Source organism: Zunongwangia sp. HRR-M8 (assembly GCF_027594405.1).
Classification (GTDB): Bacteria; Bacteroidota; Bacteroidia; order Flavobacteriales; family Flavobacteriaceae; genus Zunongwangia.
The window spans coordinates 1,589,871-1,612,481 of record NZ_CP115161.1 but is presented as its reverse complement, the minus strand read 5'-3'; the positions used below and the strand labels follow the sequence as shown (position 1 = coordinate 1,612,481).

The following is a 22,611-nucleotide window of genomic DNA, read 5'->3' as shown; positions in this document are numbered from 1 at the left end:
TTGGCTTATTTATAGCCAGGAAATAATGTTTCAAAACCGTTCAAAGTTAAGGCAAATTTTTTAATTATTCCTTAATTCCGGCTAAATCGAACAAAAAAGCATATTCTTCGGCAACTTCTTTAAGCGCCTCAAATCTTCCGGAAGCCCCACCATGACCGGTGTCCATATTTGTATGCAATAACAAAAGATTATTATCGGTCTTTAACTCGCGTAATTTGGCAACCCATTTTGCAGGTTCCCAATATTGCACTTGTGAATCATGCAAACCTGTAGTTACTAACATATTAGGATAATCCTGAGCTACTACATTATCGTATGGTGAATATGATAGCATATACTCGTAAAAATCTTTTTCGTTAGGATTTCCCCACTCGTCATATTCTCCCGTTGTTAATGGAATACTATCATCTAACATGGTGGTTACAACATCTACAAAAGGAACTGCGGCAATAACACCTTTGTATAATTGTGGCGCCATATTGATCACCGCACCCATCAACAAACCTCCTGCTGAACCTCCCATAGCGAATAATTTTTCTTCGGAAGTATATTTTTCTGTAATAAGATGTTTAGAAACGTCTATAAAATCGGTAAACGTATTGCGCTTGGTAAAAAGTTTACCATCCTCATACCAGTTTCTTCCTAAGTATTCTCCACCACGAATATGTGCAATCGCATAAATAAATCCTCGATCCAATAAACTTAATCTTACCGTTGAAAAATAAGGATCGATGGTTGAACCATACGAACCATAAGCATATTGAAGTAAAGGATTATTCCCATCTTTTTGAACTCCTTTTCTATACACCAAAGACACCGGAACTTTTGTTCCATCCTCAGCAGTAGCCCAAATACGTTCTGAAGTATAATTCTCTTTATTGAAATTACCACCTAATACGGCCTGCTCTTTTAATACAGTTTTTTCTTTGGTAACCATATTAAAATCGACAACTGAAGTTGGTGTCGTCATCGAGTTATACGTATAACGAAGCACCTCTGTATCAAAATCTGGATTGATAGAAGTATATGCGGTATAGGTTTCATTATCAAACGGAATAAAATAATCATCACTTTCGTCCCAGCGAATAATTCTTATTTCATTGAGTCCGTTTTTACGTTCCCCAATTACCAGAAAGTCTTTAAAAATATCGATATCTTCTAACAATACATCTTCACGATGCTCAATAACACCTTCCCAGTTTTCCATTTCGGTTGCTGAAATTGGTGTTTTCATCAACTTAAAGTTTTGGGCTTCATCTTTATTGGTCAAAATATAAAAATAAGCTCCAAAATGTGAAATACTGTATTCTAATCCTCGTACTCTGGGCTGAATCACCTTAAACTCACCTTCTGGCTTATCGGCTTCTAAAACGCGATATTCCGTAGTTAAGGTACTATGCGAACCAATGATGATATATTTTTTAGATTTCGATTTATAAACATAGGTGTTAAAGGTCTCATCATCTTCCTGAAAAACCAACTCATCCTCTACAGGATCTGTACCTAAAATATGCTTATAGATCTGAAAGCTTCGCAAAGTCTGCTCGTCTTTCTTGGTATAATATAATGTCTTATTATCGTTAGCCCATGTAGAACCACCGGTTGTATTCTCTATTTTTTCTGGGTATAATTCCCCGGTTTCCAAATTCTTGATCTGGATGGTATATTTTCTTCGGCTAACCGTGTCGGTTCCAAAAGACACCATTTTATTATCAGGGCTCACATTTAACCCACCCAAACGATAATATTCGAAACCTTCGGCCATAATGTTCACATTAAACATCACTTCTTCCGGTGCATCCTGAGTACCTTTTTTTCTTGAAAATATTGGATAATCGCCACCCTTTTCAAACCTTGTGATATACCAATAGCCATTTAAGCGATAAGGTACAGATTGATCGTCTTCTTTGATCCTTGCCTTCATTTCTTCAAACAAACTGCCCTGGAAATCTTTGGTATGCGCCGTTTGCTTTTCATTATATTCATTTTCGGCATTTAAATAAGCAATTACTTCTGGATCTTCACGATCGTTCATCCAGTAATAATTATCGACTCTAATATCGCCGTGAATCGTTAATTCTGCAGGTATTTTTCTAGCCTTTGGCGGCTGCACTTCTTTATTCAAAATCAATTCAATTTTTTAACCTTGGCAAAGGTAAGGCTTCAAATCTAAATTCGTATTCCCAGATTCACAATTTCTTAGAACAACTTCAACTTAGATTTTACTAATTTTGCATTTCTAACAAAAAAAGAAACCGACTATGTTTGGAGATATGATGGGTATGATGAATAAGATCAAAGAAGCCCAGGACAATGTAGAAAAAACAAAAGAACGCCTAAGAACAGTGCTTATTGATGAGCAATCTAGCGACGGACTATTAAAAGTGACTGTGACTGCAGCTCGCGAAGTGAAAAGTATCGATATCGCTGATGAACTTTTAGAGGATAAAGAACAATTAGAAGATTATTTAGTGCTTACACTTAATAAAGCTATCGCGAAAGCTTCAGATATTAACGAAAAAGAACTTGGAGCTGCTGCAAAAGACGGAATGCCAGATATTCCTGGTCTTGGTGATATGTTTAAATAATATTTAGAAGTTAGAAGTTAGATTTGAGAAACTAGATTTGAGACATTAGATACTGGATTCGAGATTATTTATAAAAATTACAACTCTAAATCCAATATTAATAAAAATAAGTGGTCGTCACCATTAACTTGATTCAGCGTCTCATTCTTAGATTTTCGTTTCTCAATACCGCATGAGATTCCGGATCAAGTGCGGAATGACGAAAAGCAAAGGAATGCAAATTTTGAATAATCACATAAAAAACCTGCAATATCGATATTGCAGGTTTTTTATTTCTTTTTTCTGATCATTAAGCTTCACCGCGAGCGGGATAATTTTTATCCAGCACAAAATCGACAGCCTTTAAAACGGCATCAAACTCTGGTCTGGCAAATGGCATGGATTGTATGCTTGCTGCGTAAACCGAATTATCTGGCTTAATTAAAAATAATCCAGGTTCAAAAAAGGCATCTGGTTCTTTATCATTTATCCCTTCAGATATATAAAGATCCCATTTTCTCGCATCTTCAGTTAATAAACCGTAGCCAATATTTAGTTGATCTACATCCCAGGATTCTACTGTTTTTTTCGCTAATTCTTCAGTATTCGCACTTATGCAAATCACATCGATTCCACGCTCTTTAAATTCATCGATCTTTGAATTTAATTCGGTTAGATATTTCTTACAAACCGGGCAGTGAATCCCACGATAAAAAACGATCATCGTAAAATTCTCTGGATTTGCATTTGTAAGATCCCATTCTACCCCCTTTGTGGTTTGAACTCTTAATTGTGGCGCTTGCTTTTTTGGCAATACATTTTTCATTATCAATAGCTTTTTTTTATTGATTTCAAGCTAAAGATTAATGATCGAAAATTGTATTAAAAGCTTTGTAAGCTTGCGTTAAGATTTCTGAAAATCTAAAAATTACAGACTTATATTTTTTAATACTGAAAGGAACTTTTGATGCATCTCCTCAGTATAATCCAAATGCGTTACAATCCTTAATTTTCCTTTACCTAGTGCACTAATCCTGATATTATTTTCCTGAAGCGTTTTATTGAATTTATCTTCAGCTGAAGCATCCTTCAAATTAAAAATAATAATATTCGTTTCTACAGGTTCTATCGCACCAACGTACGACTGCGAGCTTAATACTTCAGCAATTTCACTAGCTCTTTTATGATCTTCAGCTAAGCGATTTACATGATTATCCAATGCATAAATTCCCGCTGCCGCCATAAAACCAACCTGGCGCATACCGCCTCCTAAAACTTTACGTACGCGCATTGCACCTTTCATAAGATCTTTATTACCAATTAAAACAGATCCCATAGGAATTCCCAATCCTTTAGAAAGACATACTGAAATGGTATCGAATAGCTTTCCATATTCTTTAGGACATTCTCCTTTTGCCACCAATGCATTAAACAATCGGGCACCATCTAAATGCAAACCAAGATTATGGGTATTACAGACCTTTCTAATCTTTTTAATTTCCTCTATATCGTAACAAGCGCCGCCACCTTTATTAGTTGTATTTTCTAAACAGACTAAGGTTGTAAGCGGACTATGATAAAAATCTGGTGGATTTATATTCTCCTCTAACTGCGCGGCCGTGATCATGCCACGATGACCATCTACCAGTTTGCAACTTACGCCACTATTAAAACTAGCCCCGCCACCTTCGTAATTATAAACATGCGCCCATTTATCACAAATTAACTGATCGGCTGGTTGCGTATGCAATTTTATCGCAGCTTGATTGGCCATACTCCCGGTAGGAAAAAACAACGCCTCATCTTTCCCAAAAAGTTTGGCTAATTTTTCTTCTAAAGCATTTACTGAAGGATCTTCCTTATAAACGTCGTCGCCAACCTCAGCATTCATCATCGCCTTTAGCATTCCTTTGGTTGGTCTGGTTACTGTATCACTTCTTAAATCTATTTCGCTCATAAAATCTATTCTCGTTTTCTATAATCTTGTACACATAAAACTTCCTATTGGTGAACCATCGGGAATTTTAGGTGCATCTGGCATTGGCTCGAACTCTCCCGGTTTATCCATAAACCGCTCAATTTCTTCAAGCATTTGCTCGTACATTGCACCATCTTCATCATCTAACCAATCTTCTAATTCAGCTAACTGATAATTCACCTCAGCTTTCACCAAAGAAGTTGTATTTTTACTTACTGCTAAGTTAAATAAATGCTGCAGGACATTATAATTTATAGTTTCCTGTGCTGCACGCAAATAAGAATCTTTAGGTTGATATTGGATAGTTTCAGCGATTAATTTTTCAAGCAACTCTTCTAATCCTAATTGCTTTTTGTTTAAAGATTTTTGCTGAATTAACCTGGCCATACGTTCTGGATTCAGCAATAAACTCAGTGTCATATCGCTGGCTGTAGCCGGTGCTCCCAAAGCATCGAAAGCTACACCTGTATTGCTTTTAAAAGATTCTCGCGATCTGCCGTAACCAAAAGCTCTTGGCGGGAAAAGCGATAATTTTTCTTGCGGAACAGCTAGCGTTTCTGCTTTTAGTGTTTTTAACAGCGCATCTAAAGCCGATTTTTGACGTTTTGGCGATAAAGTTTCAACAATTTTTTCAGTGCCGCCTTTTACCGCGTAATTATAATCCAAACCACCAATTAATTTACTTACCGCTTCCGTTTGATATCTATGGAAAAAATATAAGGGTACAAAAACATCTTCTAATACTGAATATGGTTCGTTTGTTCTAAAATTATCTTTAGAAAAATTCTCTATCGCTTTTTCACGAATTTCGAGTACGTTTTTTAATTCCGCGGTAACATCTTTTCCGTTATCCCATAAATGAGCATTAACATGTGCTCCACTTTGCGCTCTGGCATCACTATCGCTTATAAACTGAATTCCCTGATCGTAAGCTTCCTGAATAATCGAATTCAAATATGTCCTTTCTGAAGTTTCCTTCGGAATATCAGAATATGCATATTTTACGATCAATTTATCCCATTCTCCAATATTGGTATCGTAAGCATCTGCAGCGCTTATCTCTCCGTTTTCTATTCTGAACTGCGGATGGGGATAATCCATCACTGAAGCTCTATCACTAACACTAGCTGCAAAATTATGTGCAAAACCTAAAGTGTGCCCCACTTCGTGAGCCGCAAGTTGACGGATTCTGGCAATGGCCATTTCCATCATTTTATCGTGATTTTTATCGCTTTCAGCAAAAGGTTTATTTAGCAGTGCCTGAGCGATCATAAAATCCTGCCGAATTCTTAAACTTCCTAAACTTACATGTCCTTTAATGATCTCTCCCGTTCTTGGATCAATAACGCTAGCACCATAACTCCATCCTCTAGTTGAGCGATGTACCCACTGAATTACATTATATCTAACATCTAAAGGATCTGCATCTTCTGGCAACATTTTTACCTGAAAAGCTTCTTTATATCCTATAGCTTCGTAAGCCTGGTTCCACCAACTTGCACCTTCTAAAAGCGCTGATCTAACCGGTTCTGGTGTTCCGGGATCTAAATAATAAATAATTGGGTGTTTTGCTTCACTAACTTCAGCCTCTGCATCTTTTTTTTCTAAACGGTGTCGAACGGCATATCTTTTTAAAATTGGCTCGTAAACCGGCGTTGCATAATCGTAATATGAAACTGAATTTACCCCACTGCGCGGATCAAAAAGTCGTTTTTCATACTTATCATCTGGCAATTCTACAAAAGAATAATGCTGAATAAGGCTAATATTGGCTGCATCTGGCACTACACTTCTTACTGTTCCGCTTTTTGGGGAACCTTCAAAAGTTAGCAAACTCTCAAATTCAACATTCTTCGGAAAAGCTTTAGTTCGATCTAGCTGTAATGCGCTTTTATTTTTACTTATTTTATAACTTCCGTAGTCACCACGTTTTAAACGCTCTGCGACACCATGCGCATCTTCCATAATAAAAGGTGTAAGATCGATAATAAAAGTATCGTCTTTTTCTTCTTTTATTTCGAAACCATAGATTACGGATTTTGCAAAAGCTTCTTCTATACTCTGTTTTTCCAGTTCATTATCGGTCACTGCGCGATAACGCTGATTGGGTTCTACCAACAATAATTTATCGCCGGCGCGCTGAAATTTTACTACAGATGCGCCGCCTAACTGGCCGCGATCTAATCCTATATCGTTACTTCCTACTCCACTTCTTAAAGCATGATTGTATAAAAACAGGCTGTCTAATTTATCTACTTCAAGATAGATTTCATCGGTTTTTTGATTATAGTAAAAATTGAAGAAACCTTCGTATTTATTAAGATCTTCTTTTTCTTTCAGAAATTGACTAAAGATAGATTGTGTAAATAATAAAGTAAGTAATAGTATTTTCTTCATAAAAAAAAGGTTTAAAGACATTCAAATTTAATTTTAAAAATCGTTTAAGAAAGCCACTTCAGTCATTAATACCACTAAATATTAATTTCATACAAAACAAGCTTTTATTTTAAGGACATTTCAATACAAAAGTTAATTAATACCAAATAACTAACGCTTTGAACTGAAAAAATGAGTATTTTAAGTCAAAATATTTTCTATGAGTCCAAACACTAACCAACCAAGCTTTTCTTCTTACCGAAAAGACGATAATTTTTTTGACGAAATTTTCACCAAGGACAATAAAGTCAAAGAAGTATACAAAACGCTTTTAGACATTTATAGTGGTCATTCTGTTCAGGATTTTGCAAAGTTAAATGAGAAAGCCAAAGCTTCTTTCTTTAACCAAGGAATTACTTTTCAGGTTTACGGGGAACATGAAACCAAGGAAAAAGTTTTTCCTTTCGATCTTTTTCCAAGAATTATTGATCATGAAGAATGGAATATTATTGAAAAAGGAGTGCTGCAGCGTAGCAAAGCGCTTAATCATTTTTTATGGGACATTTATCATGATAAAAAAATATTGAAACAAGGCATTGTTCCTTTAGATTTAATTAACTCGTCCGCAAATTATTTAGATCAAATGCAAGGGATCGATCCACCTGGTGGTATTTACAATCATATAAGTGGTACTGATCTTATTAAACACTCCGATGGTAAATATTATGTTTTAGAAGACAATATTAGATGCCCTTCTGGTGTAAGCTATGTTATTTGTAATAGGACAGCGCTTAAGCGAGCATTGTTTGGTGTTTTTAATCATTATCAAACACATACCGTTACCGATTATGCAGAAAATCTTTTAGAGATCATGGAATCGGTAAAACCAAAAGGCGTGGATACTCCAACTTGTGTAGTAATTACACCGGGAATTTATAATTCGGCTTACTACGAGCATTCTTATTTAGCAAAAGCAATGGGTGTAGAACTTGTAGAAGGTAGAGACCTTTTTGTAGAGAATGATTTTGTATATATGCGTACAATTAACGGGCCTAAAAAGGTGGATGTTATCTATCGTAGAATAGATGATATTTTTATGGATCCGTTAGAATTTCGACCAGATTCAACTTTAGGAGTTCCTGGTTTATTATCTGCTTACAAATTAGGAAATGTTTGTTTAGTAAATGCTCCAGGAACTGGAGTTGCAGATGATAAAGCGGTATATACCTATATGCCAGAAATAATTAAATATTATTTAGATGAAGAACCAATTCTTAATAATGTACACACCTACCACTGTAGCAGACCAGATGAACTAAAGTATGTTTTAGAGAATATAGAAAAACTGGTTGTAAAACCCGTAGATGAAGCTGGAGGATATGGTATTTCTATAGGAAATAAACTTACCAAAGAAGAAATAGAACGTGTAAAAACTGTAATTAAAGAAAATCCAAGAAAGTATATCGCACAACCAATAATGTCTCTTTCTGTTCATGCAACGTATATTGAAGACAACCAAAGTTTTGAACCCAGGCATGTCGATCTTAGAACATTTTGCTTGTTAGGCAAAGACACCAACTTCGTTCTAAAAGGAGGCCTAACGCGAGTTGCACTAAAAAAAGGAAATCTAATTGTAAATAGCTCTCAGGGAGGTGGATCTAAAGATACCTGGGTATTAAAAAAATAAAAATATAATATGTTATCAAGAGTTGCAAATAACCTCTTCTGGATGGGTCGCTATATAGAAAGATCTGAACACATAGCGAGATATTTAAATGTAAATTATTTTTCCTCGTTGGATGCGCCAAACGAGCTTTCACAATCAAGACAATTTGTGCTTAGATCGATGCTGTTTATGGCCAGTGATCCCGTTGATGATCCTAACATTCAGCTAGATGAAGAAAAAGTTTTATTCGATATCGCTTTAAACAAGGAGAATCCAGGCTCTATTATTTCTTATCTTCAAAATGCCAGAGAAAATGCCAATAGTGCCAGAGATTTAATTTCGACAGAATTATACGAAGCTTTAAATAAATTCTATCATTATACCCTTAATTATCCCATCGATAAATTTGTGAAAAATGGTCTTTACGAGTTTACAGTAAATGTAGCTGAATCTACATCGATCTTAAAAGCTAAAGTGCAGGGCACATTATTACATGATGATGTATACAGTATCATTATGCTGGGAATTAATATAGAAAGAGCAACCCAAATAATTAGGATTATAAATGCTAAATATAACGATGCAAATTTAGCGGGAGGAAGTTACGGTGATCATTTAAAAAACAGTTACGAATGGACAACGCTACTAAAATGTACCGAATCCTACGATATGATGAGGCGGTTTTATAAAAAACCCCCTAGAAGTCTAACAACTTTAGAGTTTTTAATTCTTAATCCACTTTGTCCAAGATCGGTAATGACTTGCTTGAACGAGGTGTGTAAACATATAGACGATTTATCAAGTGAAAAATCGCCCTCTAAACATTCAGCAGAATTTTTAGTAGGAAAAGTAAAATCTGAATATCAATTTAAAGTGATAGAAGAAATTGAGGAAGATTTACAGAGTTTTATAGAAAGAATTCTTAAGCAATTAAATGATATTGCCAAAAAGATAGAATTTGAGTATTTTTTATGATTAAATGAACCTCATTATTTTTAAATTCGCATTTATTTTAAAAAATGTCTTTAAACTATATTATAAAATATAAAGCGACTAATTTCTACGATAATTTCGTACAGGAAGCCTTGTGGCAATTTTTAATTGCTCCTTTAGATTTGGGGCCTCAGCAATTGGTTTATTCAGAATTTAAAAATTCTTTAAACATTCCTACAGAGACTTCAGTTAATGGATATGGCTTTACTACTTATAGAGTTCATCCTAAAACTAAATTCAATAAAATAGAATTTGAAGCTGAATTTCATGTATTAAAAGAAAAATATAATCCTTTTGAAAATATAAATCAGCTTAGCATAGAGCAGGAAAACAAAATTTTAGATTCATTAGAATTCAAAGTACATCATTCTTTATTCTTAAAAGAAACCGCACTTACCAAATTACCCAAGCATCATACTATTCACTTTACTTTTTCAGAGCAAAGTTCTGCTTTCGAAAACTTAAAAAATCTAAACAAGTGGATTTTCGATACGTTTAGTTTTAAGGTAAATGTTACAGATGTAGATACAGATTTAGACATCATTTTAGAAGAAAAACAAGGTGTTTGCCAAGATTTCACACATCTTTTTTGTGCCGTAGCCAGATCTTATAAAATCCCTACTCGCTACGTCTCGGGTTACTTGCACCAGGGCAATGGTTATTTTGGTGATTCACAAATGCATGCCTGGACAGAAGCTTTTATACCAGATTGCGGGTGGATAGGATTTGATCCTACAAATAATCTAATTGCTGCAGAAAATCATATTAAAGTAGCACATGGTAAAGATTATTCCGATTGTCCTCCTATAAAAGGCGTTATCTATGCCGAAGGTGCCAACCGCACAGAGTATTCTGTTGATGTCCATGCGCAACAAAATATGCAACAGTAGAATTAACAAATTCTTCAAATTTAGATCACCCAAAAAGAATTATACTGCAATAAATTACGATATATGATAACTACCGATCAGGTAAAAGATATAGCTAGTAGAATAGATAACTTAAAAGTTCATTTAAATATAGACCAGAAATTAATTGAAATTCAGAACGAAGAAGAAAAAACATTTGACCCTAGTTTTTGGGACAATCCTTCTGAAGCTGAAGTTTTCATGAAAACGCTAAAAGGCAAAAAAAAGTGGGTTGGTGATTACAATTCTGCCAAAAGCGGTTTAGAAGAATTACAGGTTTTACTTGAATTTTATAATGAAGGAGAAGCTGAAGAAAGTGATGTTAACAAACAGTACGATAAAATATTAAAAACTGTAGAAGAGCTCGAATTCAAAAATATGCTTTCTGATGAGGGCGATGATCTAAGTGCAGTACTACAAGTTACCGCAGGAGCCGGCGGGACTGAAAGTTGCGACTGGGCAGAAATGTTGATGCGCATGTATTTGATGTGGGCTGAAAAAAAAGGATTTAAAATTAAAGAATTAAACTATCAAGCTGGCGATGTTGCAGGTATAAAAACGGTAACGCTAGAGATTGAAGGAGAATTTGCTTTTGGCTGGTTAAAAGGTGAGAATGGCGTACATCGATTGGTTAGAATTTCCCCATTTGACAGTAATGCCAAAAGGCATACTTCATTCGCTTCTGTTTATGTCTATCCTTTGGTAGATGATACTATTGAAATAGAAATTAATCCCGCAGATATAGAAATAACTACGGCACGATCTAGTGGTGCAGGAGGGCAAAACGTAAACAAAGTAGAAACAAAAGTGCAGCTGGTACACCATCCTACCGGAATACAAATCTCTTGTTCTGAAACCAGATCACAACATGAAAATCGAGACCGGGCGATGCAAATGCTAAAATCGCAGCTTTACGAAATAGAATTAGAAAAACAACGGGAGCAACGAGAAGATATTGAAGCCAGTAAGAAAAAAATAGAATGGGGATCGCAAATTAGAAATTATGTAATGCACCCATATAAGCTCGTTAAAGATGTTCGTACGGCTGAAGAAACCGGAAATGTAGATAGTGTTATGGATGGTGATTTAGATCAATTTTTAAAAGCTTATTTGATGATGATGGGACAAAGGAACGATGATTGATAATCATAAAACAACATAAAAACTATTTTAGAAAAAATAAAAAATTGCTTATTTTATATAAAAAGAATTATTGAAAATGATCACGATTTATCACAATACTCGATGTAAAAAATCCAGAGAAGGTCTAGCCATTGTAGAAAAGTCAGGAAAAGATTTTAAAATAAGAGAATATTTAAAAGATCCATTATCTGAAGATGAGCTAAAGAATTTGCTTGTAAAGCTTAACGTTGCTCCATTGCAATTAATAAGAACCAATGAGAAAATCTGGAAAGAAAATTATAAGAATAAAGATCTTAGCGAAAATGAATTGGTACGAATAATGACAGAAAACCCTAAGTTAATAGAGCGCCCAATCGTAGAAAATGAGATTGAAGCTGTAGTGGGAAGACCACCCGAGGACATTAAAAAAGTCTTATAACTTTTATTTCTCCAAAAACCTAATACAATGAAACTTACACTAAACCAACGAATATCATTAATAAGTCTTGCAACTGTAATAGTTGCTGGATTTGTTGCCTCACAAATTTACATGAACAAGAAAAGTAGAGAAGAAATCAAAGAAATTGCTGAAGAGCTTTCTCTACTTTGGAAAGATAGATTATTCCTAAACGAAGAACAAACACGTAAAATGGAAGATCTAATAATAGAATATACTTTAAAGAAAAACGAGATTATCAATAGTAGCATGAATCCTGTAGCGCAGGTTAGAAAGCTTAAAGCGATACAAAAAGTAGAACATCGCAATCTAGCTAAAATGCTATCTAACGAACAATTTGAAAAATATATTAACATAAATAAATCTATTCAGAAAAAAGTTTAATTACTGAAAATGAATAATTAACTATTGCATTTAACATAAACCGACATCTGTGTTAACTCAATTTTAACCAAAGACAATTAAACCTTTTTGTGTATTGGCGGTCTTAAAAGAAAAAGTTTTAATGACCGCCAAATTTTATTTTAGACAAAGCCTAGCGCTTTTATTCTTTCTTAGTTTAAATCTTACCCTTCTTGCCCAGGGTAAAGAATATACGGTAACAGGTAAAGTTATCGATGATCAACTACAAGTTCCTTTAGAATACGCAACCGTAAGTGTGATAAACGCTAGTGATCCCAGCAAAGTTACGGGAGGGGTTACCGATGTAGATGGTAATTTTAGTATAGATGTTAATCAAGGTACCTACAATATTATAGTTGAATTTATCTCCTACGAAAGCAAAAAATTTAATAACAGAACAATTAATGCAGATTTAAATCTGGGAACTATATCATTAGGAGTAAGTTCTGCCAACTTAGATGAAGTTGTTGTAAGAGCCGAAACTACTCAGGTTGATGTAAGATTAGATAAAAAAATATACAATATTGGTAAAGACCTTACCACTGCCGGAGGTACAGTTAGCGACGCTTTAAATAATGTTCCCTCGGTTTCTGTTGATATTGAAGGAGGGATTAGCTTAAGAGGTAACGAAAACGTAAAAATCTTAATAAATGGTAAACCGTCTGCAATGGCTGGGTTTGGATCTACAGATGTATTAAGCCAGTTACCTGCAGATGCTATAGAACGCGTAGAGGTAATTACGTCGCCTTCTGCCAGATATGACGCTGAAGGTACCGCAGGTATTTTAAATATTATTCTTAGAAAAGAAGAAACCTTAGGTTTCAATGGTTCACTTACCTTAACAGGTGGAGATCCTGCAAATGCCGGGGCATCTGCAAATATTAACTATAGGACAGATAAATTCAACTTATTCAATACTACTGGTTATCGTTATAGAGAAAGCCCGGGAAATGGATTTTTTGATACCGAATATTTTGAGGAAAGAGATATTCCCCTTTTAGAAGATATTAAATACGACCGTAACGTTGAAGATCGCGACATGGATCGTGAAAGTAAAGGATTCAACACAAATATTGGATTAGAATATTATATAAACGATCAATCGTCAATAACAGGTTCGATTTTTTATAGAAATGGCGATGACGAAGATCTTACTACAAACATCAACGATTATTTCCTGAATGGCGCTGAACGATTAGGAACAACAAGATCTGAACTTGAAACTGAAGAAGATGAAAGCTACCAGTTTGCGTTAAACTACATTAATAAGTTTAATGATGAAGGACATCAATTAACCGCCGATTTTCAGTTTGAAACCGATAAAGAAGAACAATCTGCTTTTATTTCTGAAAACGTAAATTATAATAATACCGAATTGGATGAGGTAAACGTTCCAAGAGAAGAAACCAATACTTACGAAGATCAAAAAGAATATTTAATTCAGGCAGATTACGTTTTACCAATTGGTGAAGGTTCTCAATTTGAGGCAGGATACCGTGGTAATTTTGAAAATACAGTTACCGATTACGAACTTCGCCAAGAAAACGAAAATGGTGTTCTTGCAGTAAACGAAAACCAGACTAACATTTTTGATTATACTGAAAATGTACAGGCGCTTTACTCGCAGTATGGGTCTAAGTTTGGTGACTTCAGCTTTCTTTTAGGACTTCGTTTAGAAAATACGAATTTAAAAGGAAGAATCGATTCTGAATTGACTGAAGACGAATTGAGAGAGGAATTTGGATTCCAAATCAATACCGATTTCGATAATACCTATTTAGGACTTTTCCCAACGGTAAACTTTATCTACGAACTAGGCGAAGAAGAAAATGTTACTTTAGGATATAATAGAAGGATTAACCGCCCACGTGGTTGGTTTATCAACCCGTTCCCATCTAGAGATAGTAGAACAAATATCTTTCAGGGAAATCCTAATTTACAACCAGCATACTCTAATGCATTCGATTTAGGATATTTAAAAAGATGGGAGAAATTAACTCTAACCTCTTCAGTTTACTTCCAAAGAGAAACTGAATCTTTTCAAAGAGTACAGGATCAAATCACGATATCTGGACCTAATAATACCGAAGTTGAAGTTATTCGAAGCTTACCTATTAACTTAGGTAATAATGATAGAATAGGTGCTGAACTTGGATTACTTTACAATCCTGCAGATTGGTTAAGATTGAACGGAAGTTTCAACTTCTTCAAATTCGACATTACAGATGCTGTTTACGAGGGTCAAGATTACGGAAGAGACGGGACAAGCTATTTTGCAAGATTTAGTTCTAAAGTTAATCTTCCATTGTCTATCGATTGGCAAACAAATGCATTTTATATGGGCCCAACAGACGAAATTCAGGGTCGTAGAGATGGTATGTTATCTATTGATGTTGCGCTTAGTAAAGAAATATTGAATGATAATGCTACAATATCAGTTAATGCAAGAGATTTACTGAACTCAAGAAAAAGACAGGGAACCACAGTTACCAATAGTTTTTCTCAGTATAGCGAATTTCAGTGGAGACAAAGACAAATTAATGTTTCTTTGATTTATAGATTCAATCAACAAAAGAATCAACAAAGAAGACAAAATGCAAATGAAGAAGATATGGAAGGGGAGTTTTAATACACTCCTTCTTTTCTTGAAAAGAGATAATAAAAAAAGGGACTTTAGAAAGTCCCTTTTTTTATGCTTTTTGTTCTTTGGCAGCTTTTCTTTTGGCTTTCTTTTCCTTTAAAAGATCCATTATAGAACCTCCTAACCAATAAGGAACGATCACCGCAGTAAGGAAGATCATTAACCAAAATCCCATCGTAAGGATCGCTAAAAATGCCAAAAACCCTAGAAATTGATCGAATTCGAACATCATAATTATCAGTATTTGGAAAACAAAGATAAAAACATTAAAAAGCTTATCACAATTTAATTTAGAATTTTTGAACAATACTATCAACAATTCAGAATATCAGCGATTTTCAACCAATTTTAAAGCTTTTTTATATCTAAAAAGTGCTTTAAACCTTAAATTTGTGTAACAATCAATATTTCAACTTATGAACTATAGAATAGAAAAAGATACCATGGGGGAAGTTCAGGTTCCTTCAGACAAACTTTGGGGCGCGCAAACCGAGCGTTCTCGTAATAATTTCAAAATAGGACCGGCATCTAGCATGCCTCTAGAAATTGTTTATGGTTTTGCTTATTTAAAAAAGGCTGCCGCATATACTAATTGTGAGTTGGGGGTTCTTGCTGAAGAGAAAAGATATCTTATTGGAAAGGTTTGTGATGAAATTTTAGAAGGAAAACATGATGATCAATTTCCATTAGTGATCTGGCAAACTGGTAGTGGTACACAATCAAATATGAATGTGAACGAAGTTATAGCCAATCGTGCCCATCAGATTGCAGGAAAAACTATAGGTGAGGGCGATAAAACGCTTCAGCCAAATGACGATGTAAATAAATCGCAGTCTTCTAACGATACTTTTCCTACCGGAATGCATATTGCTGCATATAAAAAGGTTACTGAAGTAACACTGCCGGGAGTAAAACAACTTCGAGATACTTTAAAGAAAAAATCTGAAGAATTTAAAGAGGTAGTAAAAATTGGGCGAACTCATTTTATGGATGCCACTCCCCTAACCTTAGGACAGGAATTTAGTGGATATGCTGCACAGTTAGACTACGGAATTAAAGCTTTGGAAAATACCCTTCCTCATCTTGCTGAATTAGCTTTAGGCGGAACTGCTGTTGGAACAGGATTAAATACTCCTGAAGGATATGCTGAAAAAGTAGCCAATCAAATTGCTGAATTTACAGGATTACCTTTTAAAAGTGCGAGTAATAAATTCGAAGCTCTTGCAGCCCACGATGCTTTAGTTGAAACACACTCTGCATTAAAACAACTTGCTGTTTCACTAAACAAAATAGGAAATGACATTAGAATGATTGCTAGTGGACCACGTTGTGGAATTGGTGAAATTAATATTCCTGCTAACGAGCCTGGTTCTTCAATAATGCCTGGTAAAGTAAATCCAACGCAGTGTGAAGCTTTAACTATGGTTTGCGCACAGGTTATTGGTAATGATGTAGCGATTAGTGCTGGTGGTATGCAGGGACAATTTGAACTTAATGTATTTAAACCTGTTATGGCAGCAAACTTATTGCAAAGTGCAGAACTTATTGGTGATTCTTGTGTTTCTTTTGATGTAAACTGTGCGCAGGGCATCGAACCGAATCATTCCAGAATTCAGGAGCATTTAAATAATTCTTTAATGTTAGTAACCGCTTTAAATACTAAGATTGGATATTATAAAGCTGCTGAAATTGCGGGTACAGCTCACAAAAATGGAACTACTCTTAAAGAAGAGGCGGTTAATCTTGGATATTTAACTGAAGAGGAATTTGATGAATGGGTAAATCCCAAAGATATGGTTGGAAGCCTAAAATAAGTTCTTCCGCATAAAATATAATTTAAAATAAAAAAGGCTATCTCTAATTGAGACAGCCTTTTTTATTTATCCATTCTAAATATATTCAGAAAATATTAGTCAATAAGTAAAACTAAATATTCCTTATTAAATTGAAAAAAAAACAACTTATCAAATAAGGATATACTACTATATCCTTTCCTCCTTTTGCTCCTTAATTTCTTTCTTAGCTTTTTTCTTATAATGGATACTATATCTCCAATAGGAAACTCCACCTAAAATAGCAATAACAATTAAAGCATAATACACAAATGTAGGTGTAATCACTTTATCACCACTAGCATAAGAATGAAGCCCTGTTAAATAGAAATTTACACCAAAATAAGTCATCATTATTGATGAATACGCTACAACAGTCATAAAATTAAATGTCCATCTACCTCTTAATCCAGGTACCAAACGCATATGGATTACAAATGCATATACCATAATGCTTATTAAAGCCCAGGTTTCTTTGGGATCCCATCCCCAGTAACGCCCCCAACTTTCATTAGCCCATTGTCCTCCTAAAAAGTTTCCAATGGTTAGCATTACTAAACCTACAGTAAGCGCCATTTCAGTAATTATCGTTATTTCCCGAATACTTAATTCGATTTTCTTTTTATTATTCTCGGTAGTCATAATCATTAATAGTAATGATACTACGCCTAAAACCATTCCTAAAGTAAATGGACCGTAACTACCTACAATCACAGATACATGGATCATTAACCAATAAGAATCCAATACCGGTACCAGATTCGCAATAGCGGGATCCATCCAGTTCCAGTGAGCAACCATCAAAATCATAGAAGCCACAAAAGCGGTAGAGGCAATAGTTAAATTACTTTTTCTACCAAAAGCCAAACCAAAGAACATCGTAGCCCAACCTACATAAATCATCGATTCGTAGGCATCACTCCAAGGTGCATGTCCAGAAATATACCATCTAAAGCCTAATCCCGCAGTGTGCAATACAAACAATATAATTATCGCTACCGTACAAACATTGATTATTAATTTAATAGCTTTTTGATTTTTAAAAATCTGAACAATTACAAAAATTAGCATTACAGAACCTGCCAGCATATACATCCAGAACAAATTCCTAAAAATATCGTATTTATTATATAAAATTTCAGCTTCAACTTTCTTTTGTGAAGGCATTACTTCTTCACCATATTTTTGCTGATAATTTTTAATACTTTCCAGATACTTTTCAGCTTCGCTATAATCTCCAGTTTGTCTGGACATTTTTAACGCATTCATGTATAAAGGAATGATTTGCTGAGTATAAACCGAATCCATTCCTTTTAAATTAGCATCCTGAGCTTCTTTATGGGACACCCATTTATTGTTCTCGTCGCCAGGAATCGGAAATAATCTAAGAATATTTCCGTCTAAAGTTTGCCAAAGTAAATTAACACGCTTATCTGCTTCAATAAAATCTTTTTGAAATTGATTGGGAACTGCAGCACGATAGGCTTCCCCTAAAAAAGGAGATAGCTTATAATTCCCTTCATTATCCATAAAGTCTAACAGACTCAGATATTCTTTATCTTCCGGTACACCGGCAATATGACGAATACTATCGTTATGCTTTTTTATGTAAATTAATGGAATATCGTACCATAAAAAAGGACTTTCGCTCATGGAAAGAAAAACCTGATCTGAATTGAGTCCTTTATAATCATCTTTTTTACTAAGCTTTCTCAATAACTCTGAAGAAAAAGTATTGGCAGGCTTCATACGACCACCTGCATCTTGGATAATCAATCGGCCAAACTTCGCTGCGTGCTCTTTTTTAACCGCGTTTGCCATGATCACAGAATCTAATTGCTGCGCTGTAGTTTCTACATGCAAATGATCATCCATTTCCTGAGCAAAACCTCCAAAAGTAGTTCCAAAAATCGCTAAAATTAAAGTCAGTTTTTTCTGCTTAGTTTTCACTTTATCCAGCATTACTTTTAAATTTCCAAAACGGGAACCTTTATCAAAAAGAATCCACATTAATCCAAAATACAATAAAAAGTATCCTATATAAGTAATCCAGGTACCCCAAAAATCGTGGTTTACAGAAAGTATGGTTCCTTGTTCATCGGGATCAAAACCAGATTGGAAAAATCTATAACCTTGTATATCTAAAACGTGATTCATATAAATCTCGTAAGGTCTAGGCTTTTCTCCATCTTCGATAATTTCAATTTTACTTTTAAATGAAGAATAGCTGTTCTCTGTTCCGGGATATTTATTCGCAATAAAGTCCTCTAATTTTAAAGAGAAAGGAAGCTCCATTTCTTTAGATCCATAATTAAGAAAAATATCCAGTCCGCCTACCGAGATTTTTTCTGGTTCGTTAGCCATACCTTTAGCTCCCATTAGCGTTACCTTTTTGGTTTCACCATTACTGGAAATATTAAGACTTACTGCATCTGGCTGTTCTTTATTTTTTTGCTGGGTTGCTACAATATCATAATTACCTCTAACCACTGGATCTGGAATTACAAATTGCATATTTCCCATAGTGTAAAGAGATCTAAGCATTAATGGCTGAATAGAGTCTGCTACCAAATTGCCTCGTTTTTGATCGGCCATTCGCATATAATCTGCCTCAAAGGGAGATTTTATAAAATATTCACCATTCTCATTTAAGCTAATATTAATCGCACCTTCTGTCTCCTTATTTAAGGAAAATAAAACATTATGAATACTGCTTACTTCTCCTTCTTTTAAGTAATGATCGTGTCGAGATCCGCCACCGGCTTCAACTATTTTTAAATAATTATCACCGTTAGGATTTTCAACCAACTTCTCTTCTGCTCCATGAATAAAATTAGTAAGCTCAAATTTTACCGGCTGGCCGTTATAATCTGTATTAAGCACATAATTATTATCGTATTCTGGACCAAAAAGAACTGGTTCCTGTAGTACTCTTCGTCTTGGTTCACCATCAATCTCTCCGTCAATAAAAAAGGTGAAAAAGGTCTTTTCTGAAAGAAATTTATTAGTGGTTTCTCCTTCGCGAATGGGCATTATTCCTTCATAACTAATATAACGTGTTACAAAAGCACCAATTAAAATTAATATAAAAGAAAGGTGAATTAATAGCGACGACCATTTTTCGCGTTTATGGAGATTGTAACGTTTTATATTTCCGAAGAAATTGATAAGAAAAAATACCATTATAGCTTCAAACCACCAGGTATTATAAATCATTAACCGTGCAGTCTCTATACTGTACCAGTTTTCAATAAATGTTCCCAATGCCATGGAGATGGCAAAAACGACGAACAGTACTGCCATGATACGTGTAGAAAATAGGACAGATGCGATTTTTTTCTGCATGAAAATATACTCTTTTGAAATGGCTGCAAATTTAGGGATTTTGAATTAGTTAATAAGTCTTAAATTAGATCAATCTCGGCATACAAATGTTAATTTTGTTAGCGTAGTTTTTTTAATAATTTAGCGGCATGATTAAAGTTGTACTTCTAGGCGCAGGAAATCTTGCTTATCACCTATTTAGGGTTTTTGAAGCCACCAAAAACATAAAGGTCATTCAGGTTTTTAATCATCATGAAGAAAAATTGGCTAATTTTAAATCTGAAGTTGCTACTACAACTATAATTAATAAATTAGATGAGGCAGATTTTTACATCATTTCTATTAAAGATGATGCTATTGCTGAAGTTGCTTCGCAATTAAAAGAAAAAAGAGGGATTGTTTTGCACACTTCTGGCGCGGTAAGTATGAATGTTTTAGAGAATCTTAATAATTATGGAGTCTTTTATCCGCTGCAAAGTTTTTCAAAGGATAAGGCTGTTAATTTTGCTGAAATCCCCATTAATATTGAAGCAAATTCTTCAGAAAATTTAGAAAAATTAAAAAGTCTAGCTTTAAGTGTTTCAAATTCGGTTTATGAAATTTCTTCAGAACAACGTAAGATTTTACATTTAGCAGCAGTTTTTGCTAATAACTTCAGTAATTTTATGTTTACTACTGCGGCAGAAATTTGCGAAGAACACCATATTCCTTTTGAAATTTTACAACCACTTATTCAGGAAACTTTTCAGAAAATAAAAACAGTTTCTCCAAAAGTAGCACAAACAGGACCTGCAATTCGGAATGACGAAAAAACTATGCAAACACATTTGCAATATTTAGATGAAGATCATAAAAAATTATACAAAACCATATCTGAAGCGATAATAAAAACCTATGGACAAAAATTATAAAGAATATTTAAACGATATAGATACTTTCGTATTTGATGTTGACGGCGTGCTTACAGATGCTTCAGTTCACGTTACTACAGATGGCCAGTTGTTAAGAAGCATGAATATTAAAGATGGTTATGCGTTAAAACAGGCGATCAAATCTGGATACACAGTTTGCATCATTTCTGGTGGAAAAAATGAAGGTGTTCGTATACGTCTTAGAGATTTAGGAATTACCGATATTTATCTGGGAATTACCGATAAAGTTGAACAATTAGATGAGTTTTTTGATATTTATAATATAAAACCTGAAAATGTTCTTTACATGGGCGACGATATACCCGATATGTACCCCATGAAATTGATAGGTTTACCAACGTGCCCACAAGATGCGGTACCAGAAGTTAAAGAGGTTTCTAAATACATTTCTCACAAAAAAGGTGGTAAAGGTTGTGTTCGTGATGTTATCGAACAAGTAATGAAAGTACAGGGAAAATGGATAGAAAAAAACTGATTTTGGACAAAGATTTTTATTGATGCCATATTTAAAACTTATTAGATGTGGTAATTTGCTTTTTATAGCCTTGTGTCTGTTATTAATACGCTTTGGCTTTTTTCAGCAATTCGACGCTAGCACAACACTTAGCAATTTAGACTTTATTTTACTCACTATTGCCGTAGTATGTATTGCAGCTTCTGGGTATGTGATTAATAATATTTTAGATTATGAGGCCGATCGCATTAATGCACCTAAAAGGCTAGTAATACACGAGAAAATAAGCGAAAAATCGGCTTATAACCTATTTTTTACTTTAAATGTAATTGGTGTTGGTGTTGGTTTTTATATCGCAAACGTGATTGAAAAACCGTCTTTTTCGGCTATTTTTATATTTACCTCTGCCCTACTTTATTTTTATGCAACCTATTTAAAACATGTTGCAATTGCAGGAAATCTAGTGATTAGCTTACTGGTAGGGATTGTAGTATTACTACCGATAGTTTTTGATTTATATCCAGCAATAAATACTAATAATATTGTAAATCAGCGATTCATTTTTAACATCCTGGCGTACTATTCTTTGTATGCTATCCTTATAAATTTTTTACGAGAAATTATTAAAGATCAACAAGACATAAATGGAGATTATAAAGTACAAAGTAACACGCTGCCCTTACTTATTGGCCAAAAGAGAACCAATGCGGTAGTTTTTGTATTTTGTTTTATTCTTTTTGTTTCAAGCATCATTTTTTTAAGCGAAGATTTATACAAAAACACCAAAGCAGTTGTTTACGCCTTGGTATTTATAATAGCGCCATTACTTGCTATTCTGGCAGGAGTATTAAAAGCTAAAACAAAGAAAGATTACGCAAAATTTAGCCTTATTTTAAAATGTATGCTATTTTTTGGATTATTGTCCTTGGGCTTTCCAGAATACTTAATATCTTAAATTT

Annotated in this window: 18 protein-coding genes; 12 read left to right on the top strand and 6 right to left on the bottom strand. The window is 34.4% G+C overall.

Features of this window, described 5'->3' with window-relative positions:
- Positions 1 to 64: 64 nt before the first annotated feature.
- Positions 65 to 2,125 (bottom strand): S9 family peptidase, encoded by a 2,061-nt coding sequence (locus tag PBT89_RS06830; protein WP_270063985.1) that lies wholly within the window; start codon positions 2,123 to 2,125, stop codon positions 65 to 67.
- A 136-nt stretch (positions 2,126 to 2,261) separates the two neighbouring features.
- Here PBT89_RS06830 and PBT89_RS06825 point away from each other — a divergent pair, with 136 nt between their 5' ends.
- Positions 2,262 to 2,588, top strand: a complete 327-nt coding sequence (locus PBT89_RS06825) for a YbaB/EbfC family nucleoid-associated protein (protein WP_270063984.1) — start codon at positions 2,262 to 2,264, stop codon at positions 2,586 to 2,588.
- A gap of 289 nt (positions 2,589 to 2,877) precedes the next feature.
- Here PBT89_RS06825 and PBT89_RS06820 read toward each other — a convergent pair whose 3' ends face one another.
- The 3 genes from PBT89_RS06820 to PBT89_RS06810 form a co-directional block, all read right to left on the bottom strand.
- The gene (locus PBT89_RS06820; protein ID WP_270063983.1) at positions 2,878 to 3,393 is read right to left on the bottom strand and encodes a redoxin domain-containing protein; all 516 of its coding nucleotides are present in this window, start codon (positions 3,391 to 3,393) and stop codon (positions 2,878 to 2,880) included.
- A gap of 102 nt (positions 3,394 to 3,495) precedes the next feature.
- A complete protein-coding gene (locus PBT89_RS06815; RefSeq protein WP_270063982.1) occupies positions 3,496 to 4,524 on the bottom strand; it encodes a threonine aldolase family protein in 1,029 nt (342 codons plus the stop codon).
- 18 nt (positions 4,525 to 4,542) lie between these two features.
- Positions 4,543 to 6,942 (bottom strand): zinc-dependent metalloprotease, encoded by a 2,400-nt coding sequence (locus PBT89_RS06810; protein ID WP_270063981.1) that lies wholly within the window; start codon positions 6,940 to 6,942, stop codon positions 4,543 to 4,545.
- A 199-nt stretch (positions 6,943 to 7,141) separates the two neighbouring features.
- On the opposite strand from PBT89_RS06810, the gene PBT89_RS06805 reads away from it, so the two are divergent.
- The 7 genes from PBT89_RS06805 to PBT89_RS06775 all read left to right on the top strand — a co-directional run bounded on the left by PBT89_RS06805 (position 7,142) and on the right by PBT89_RS06775 (position 15,098).
- Entirely contained in the window at positions 7,142 to 8,608 is a 1,467-nt protein-coding gene (locus PBT89_RS06805; RefSeq protein ID WP_270063980.1) for a circularly permuted type 2 ATP-grasp protein, read from the top strand.
- A 9-nt stretch (positions 8,609 to 8,617) separates the two neighbouring features.
- Entirely contained in the window at positions 8,618 to 9,562 is a 945-nt protein-coding gene (locus PBT89_RS06800; protein ID WP_270058473.1) for an alpha-E domain-containing protein, read from the top strand.
- 44 nt (positions 9,563 to 9,606) lie between these two features.
- Entirely contained in the window at positions 9,607 to 10,470 is an 864-nt protein-coding gene (locus PBT89_RS06795) for a transglutaminase-like domain-containing protein (RefSeq protein WP_270063979.1), read from the top strand.
- A 63-nt stretch (positions 10,471 to 10,533) separates the two neighbouring features.
- On the top strand, positions 10,534 to 11,631 hold the full coding sequence (gene prfB, locus PBT89_RS06790; protein ID WP_270058475.1) for a peptide chain release factor 2: 1,098 nt from the start codon (positions 10,534 to 10,536) through the stop codon (positions 11,629 to 11,631).
- A 76-nt stretch (positions 11,632 to 11,707) separates the two neighbouring features.
- Positions 11,708 to 12,049 carry an arsenate reductase (glutaredoxin) gene (arsC, locus tag PBT89_RS06785; RefSeq protein WP_270063978.1) on the top strand — a complete coding sequence of 114 codons (342 nt, stop codon included), beginning with the start codon at positions 11,708 to 11,710 and terminating at the stop codon, positions 12,047 to 12,049.
- Positions 12,050 to 12,076: 27 nt separating this feature from the next.
- Positions 12,077 to 12,451, top strand: coding sequence for a hypothetical protein (locus PBT89_RS06780; RefSeq protein ID WP_270063977.1), 375 nt, complete (start codon positions 12,077 to 12,079; stop codon positions 12,449 to 12,451).
- A gap of 121 nt (positions 12,452 to 12,572) precedes the next feature.
- Positions 12,573 to 15,098 carry an outer membrane beta-barrel protein gene (locus tag PBT89_RS06775; protein ID WP_270063976.1) on the top strand — a complete coding sequence of 842 codons (2,526 nt, stop codon included), beginning with the start codon at positions 12,573 to 12,575 and terminating at the stop codon, positions 15,096 to 15,098.
- A gap of 61 nt (positions 15,099 to 15,159) precedes the next feature.
- On the opposite strand, the gene PBT89_RS06770 is transcribed toward PBT89_RS06775, so the two are convergent.
- On the bottom strand, positions 15,160 to 15,339 hold the full coding sequence (locus tag PBT89_RS06770; protein ID WP_270064251.1) for a hypothetical protein: 180 nt from the start codon (positions 15,337 to 15,339) through the stop codon (positions 15,160 to 15,162).
- A gap of 187 nt (positions 15,340 to 15,526) precedes the next feature.
- On the opposite strand from PBT89_RS06770, the gene fumC reads away from it, so the two are divergent.
- Positions 15,527 to 16,924, top strand: coding sequence for a class II fumarate hydratase (gene fumC / locus PBT89_RS06765; RefSeq protein ID WP_270063975.1), 1,398 nt, complete (start codon positions 15,527 to 15,529; stop codon positions 16,922 to 16,924).
- A gap of 168 nt (positions 16,925 to 17,092) precedes the next feature.
- Here the strand turns inward: fumC and ccsA are convergent, their stop codons facing one another.
- Positions 17,093 to 20,287, bottom strand: coding sequence for a cytochrome c biogenesis protein (ccsA, locus tag PBT89_RS06760; RefSeq protein ID WP_270063974.1), 3,195 nt, complete (start codon positions 20,285 to 20,287; stop codon positions 17,093 to 17,095).
- A 128-nt stretch (positions 20,288 to 20,415) separates the two neighbouring features.
- Here ccsA and PBT89_RS06755 point away from each other — a divergent pair, with 128 nt between their 5' ends.
- Genes PBT89_RS06755 through PBT89_RS06745 form a run of 3 tightly spaced genes read left to right on the top strand, consistent with a single transcriptional unit; the run spans position 20,416 to position 22,607 of the window.
- Positions 20,416 to 21,177, top strand: coding sequence for a Rossmann-like and DUF2520 domain-containing protein (locus PBT89_RS06755; RefSeq protein ID WP_270063973.1), 762 nt, complete (start codon positions 20,416 to 20,418; stop codon positions 21,175 to 21,177).
- On the top strand, positions 21,161 to 21,673 hold the full coding sequence (locus tag PBT89_RS06750) for a KdsC family phosphatase (protein ID WP_270063972.1): 513 nt from the start codon (positions 21,161 to 21,163) through the stop codon (positions 21,671 to 21,673). The genes PBT89_RS06755 and PBT89_RS06750 overlap by 17 nt, the downstream gene beginning before the upstream one ends.
- A gap of 22 nt (positions 21,674 to 21,695) precedes the next feature.
- Positions 21,696 to 22,607 (top strand): geranylgeranylglycerol-phosphate geranylgeranyltransferase, encoded by a 912-nt coding sequence (locus PBT89_RS06745; protein ID WP_270063971.1) that lies wholly within the window; start codon positions 21,696 to 21,698, stop codon positions 22,605 to 22,607.
- The last annotated feature ends 4 nt before the right edge of the window (positions 22,608 to 22,611 follow it).

What these genes read in the sequence shown, in the direction of transcription:
- PBT89_RS06775 (WP_270063976.1), top strand. Translation starts at nt 12,573, where the DNA reads ATGACCGCCAAATTTTATTTTAGACAAAGCCTAGCGCTTTTATTCTTT.
- PBT89_RS06795 (WP_270063979.1), top strand. Translation starts at nt 9,607, where the DNA reads ATGTCTTTAAACTATATTATAAAATATAAAGCGACTAATTTCTACGAT.
- prfB (WP_270058475.1), top strand. Translation starts at nt 10,534, where the DNA reads ATGATAACTACCGATCAGGTAAAAGATATAGCTAGTAGAATAGATAAC.
- arsC (WP_270063978.1), top strand. Translation starts at nt 11,708, where the DNA reads ATGATCACGATTTATCACAATACTCGATGTAAAAAATCCAGAGAAGGT.
- PBT89_RS06800 (WP_270058473.1), top strand. Translation starts at nt 8,618, where the DNA reads ATGTTATCAAGAGTTGCAAATAACCTCTTCTGGATGGGTCGCTATATA.
- PBT89_RS06745 (WP_270063971.1), top strand. Translation starts at nt 21,696, where the DNA reads ATGCCATATTTAAAACTTATTAGATGTGGTAATTTGCTTTTTATAGCC.
- PBT89_RS06750 (WP_270063972.1), top strand. Translation starts at nt 21,161, where the DNA reads ATGGACAAAAATTATAAAGAATATTTAAACGATATAGATACTTTCGTA.
- PBT89_RS06755 (WP_270063973.1), top strand. Translation starts at nt 20,416, where the DNA reads ATGATTAAAGTTGTACTTCTAGGCGCAGGAAATCTTGCTTATCACCTA.
- PBT89_RS06770 (WP_270064251.1), bottom strand. Translation starts at nt 15,339, where the DNA reads ATGTTCGAATTCGATCAATTTCTAGGGTTTTTGGCATTTTTAGCGATC.
- ccsA (WP_270063974.1), bottom strand. Translation starts at nt 20,287, where the DNA reads ATGCAGAAAAAAATCGCATCTGTCCTATTTTCTACACGTATCATGGCA.
- PBT89_RS06825 (WP_270063984.1), top strand. Translation starts at nt 2,262, where the DNA reads ATGTTTGGAGATATGATGGGTATGATGAATAAGATCAAAGAAGCCCAG.
- PBT89_RS06810 (WP_270063981.1), bottom strand. Translation starts at nt 6,942, where the DNA reads ATGAAGAAAATACTATTACTTACTTTATTATTTACACAATCTATCTTT.
- PBT89_RS06820 (WP_270063983.1), bottom strand. Translation starts at nt 3,393, where the DNA reads ATGAAAAATGTATTGCCAAAAAAGCAAGCGCCACAATTAAGAGTTCAA.
- PBT89_RS06805 (WP_270063980.1), top strand. Translation starts at nt 7,142, where the DNA reads ATGAGTCCAAACACTAACCAACCAAGCTTTTCTTCTTACCGAAAAGAC.
- fumC (WP_270063975.1), top strand. Translation starts at nt 15,527, where the DNA reads ATGAACTATAGAATAGAAAAAGATACCATGGGGGAAGTTCAGGTTCCT.
- PBT89_RS06780 (WP_270063977.1), top strand. Translation starts at nt 12,077, where the DNA reads ATGAAACTTACACTAAACCAACGAATATCATTAATAAGTCTTGCAACT.
- PBT89_RS06815 (WP_270063982.1), bottom strand. Translation starts at nt 4,524, where the DNA reads ATGAGCGAAATAGATTTAAGAAGTGATACAGTAACCAGACCAACCAAA.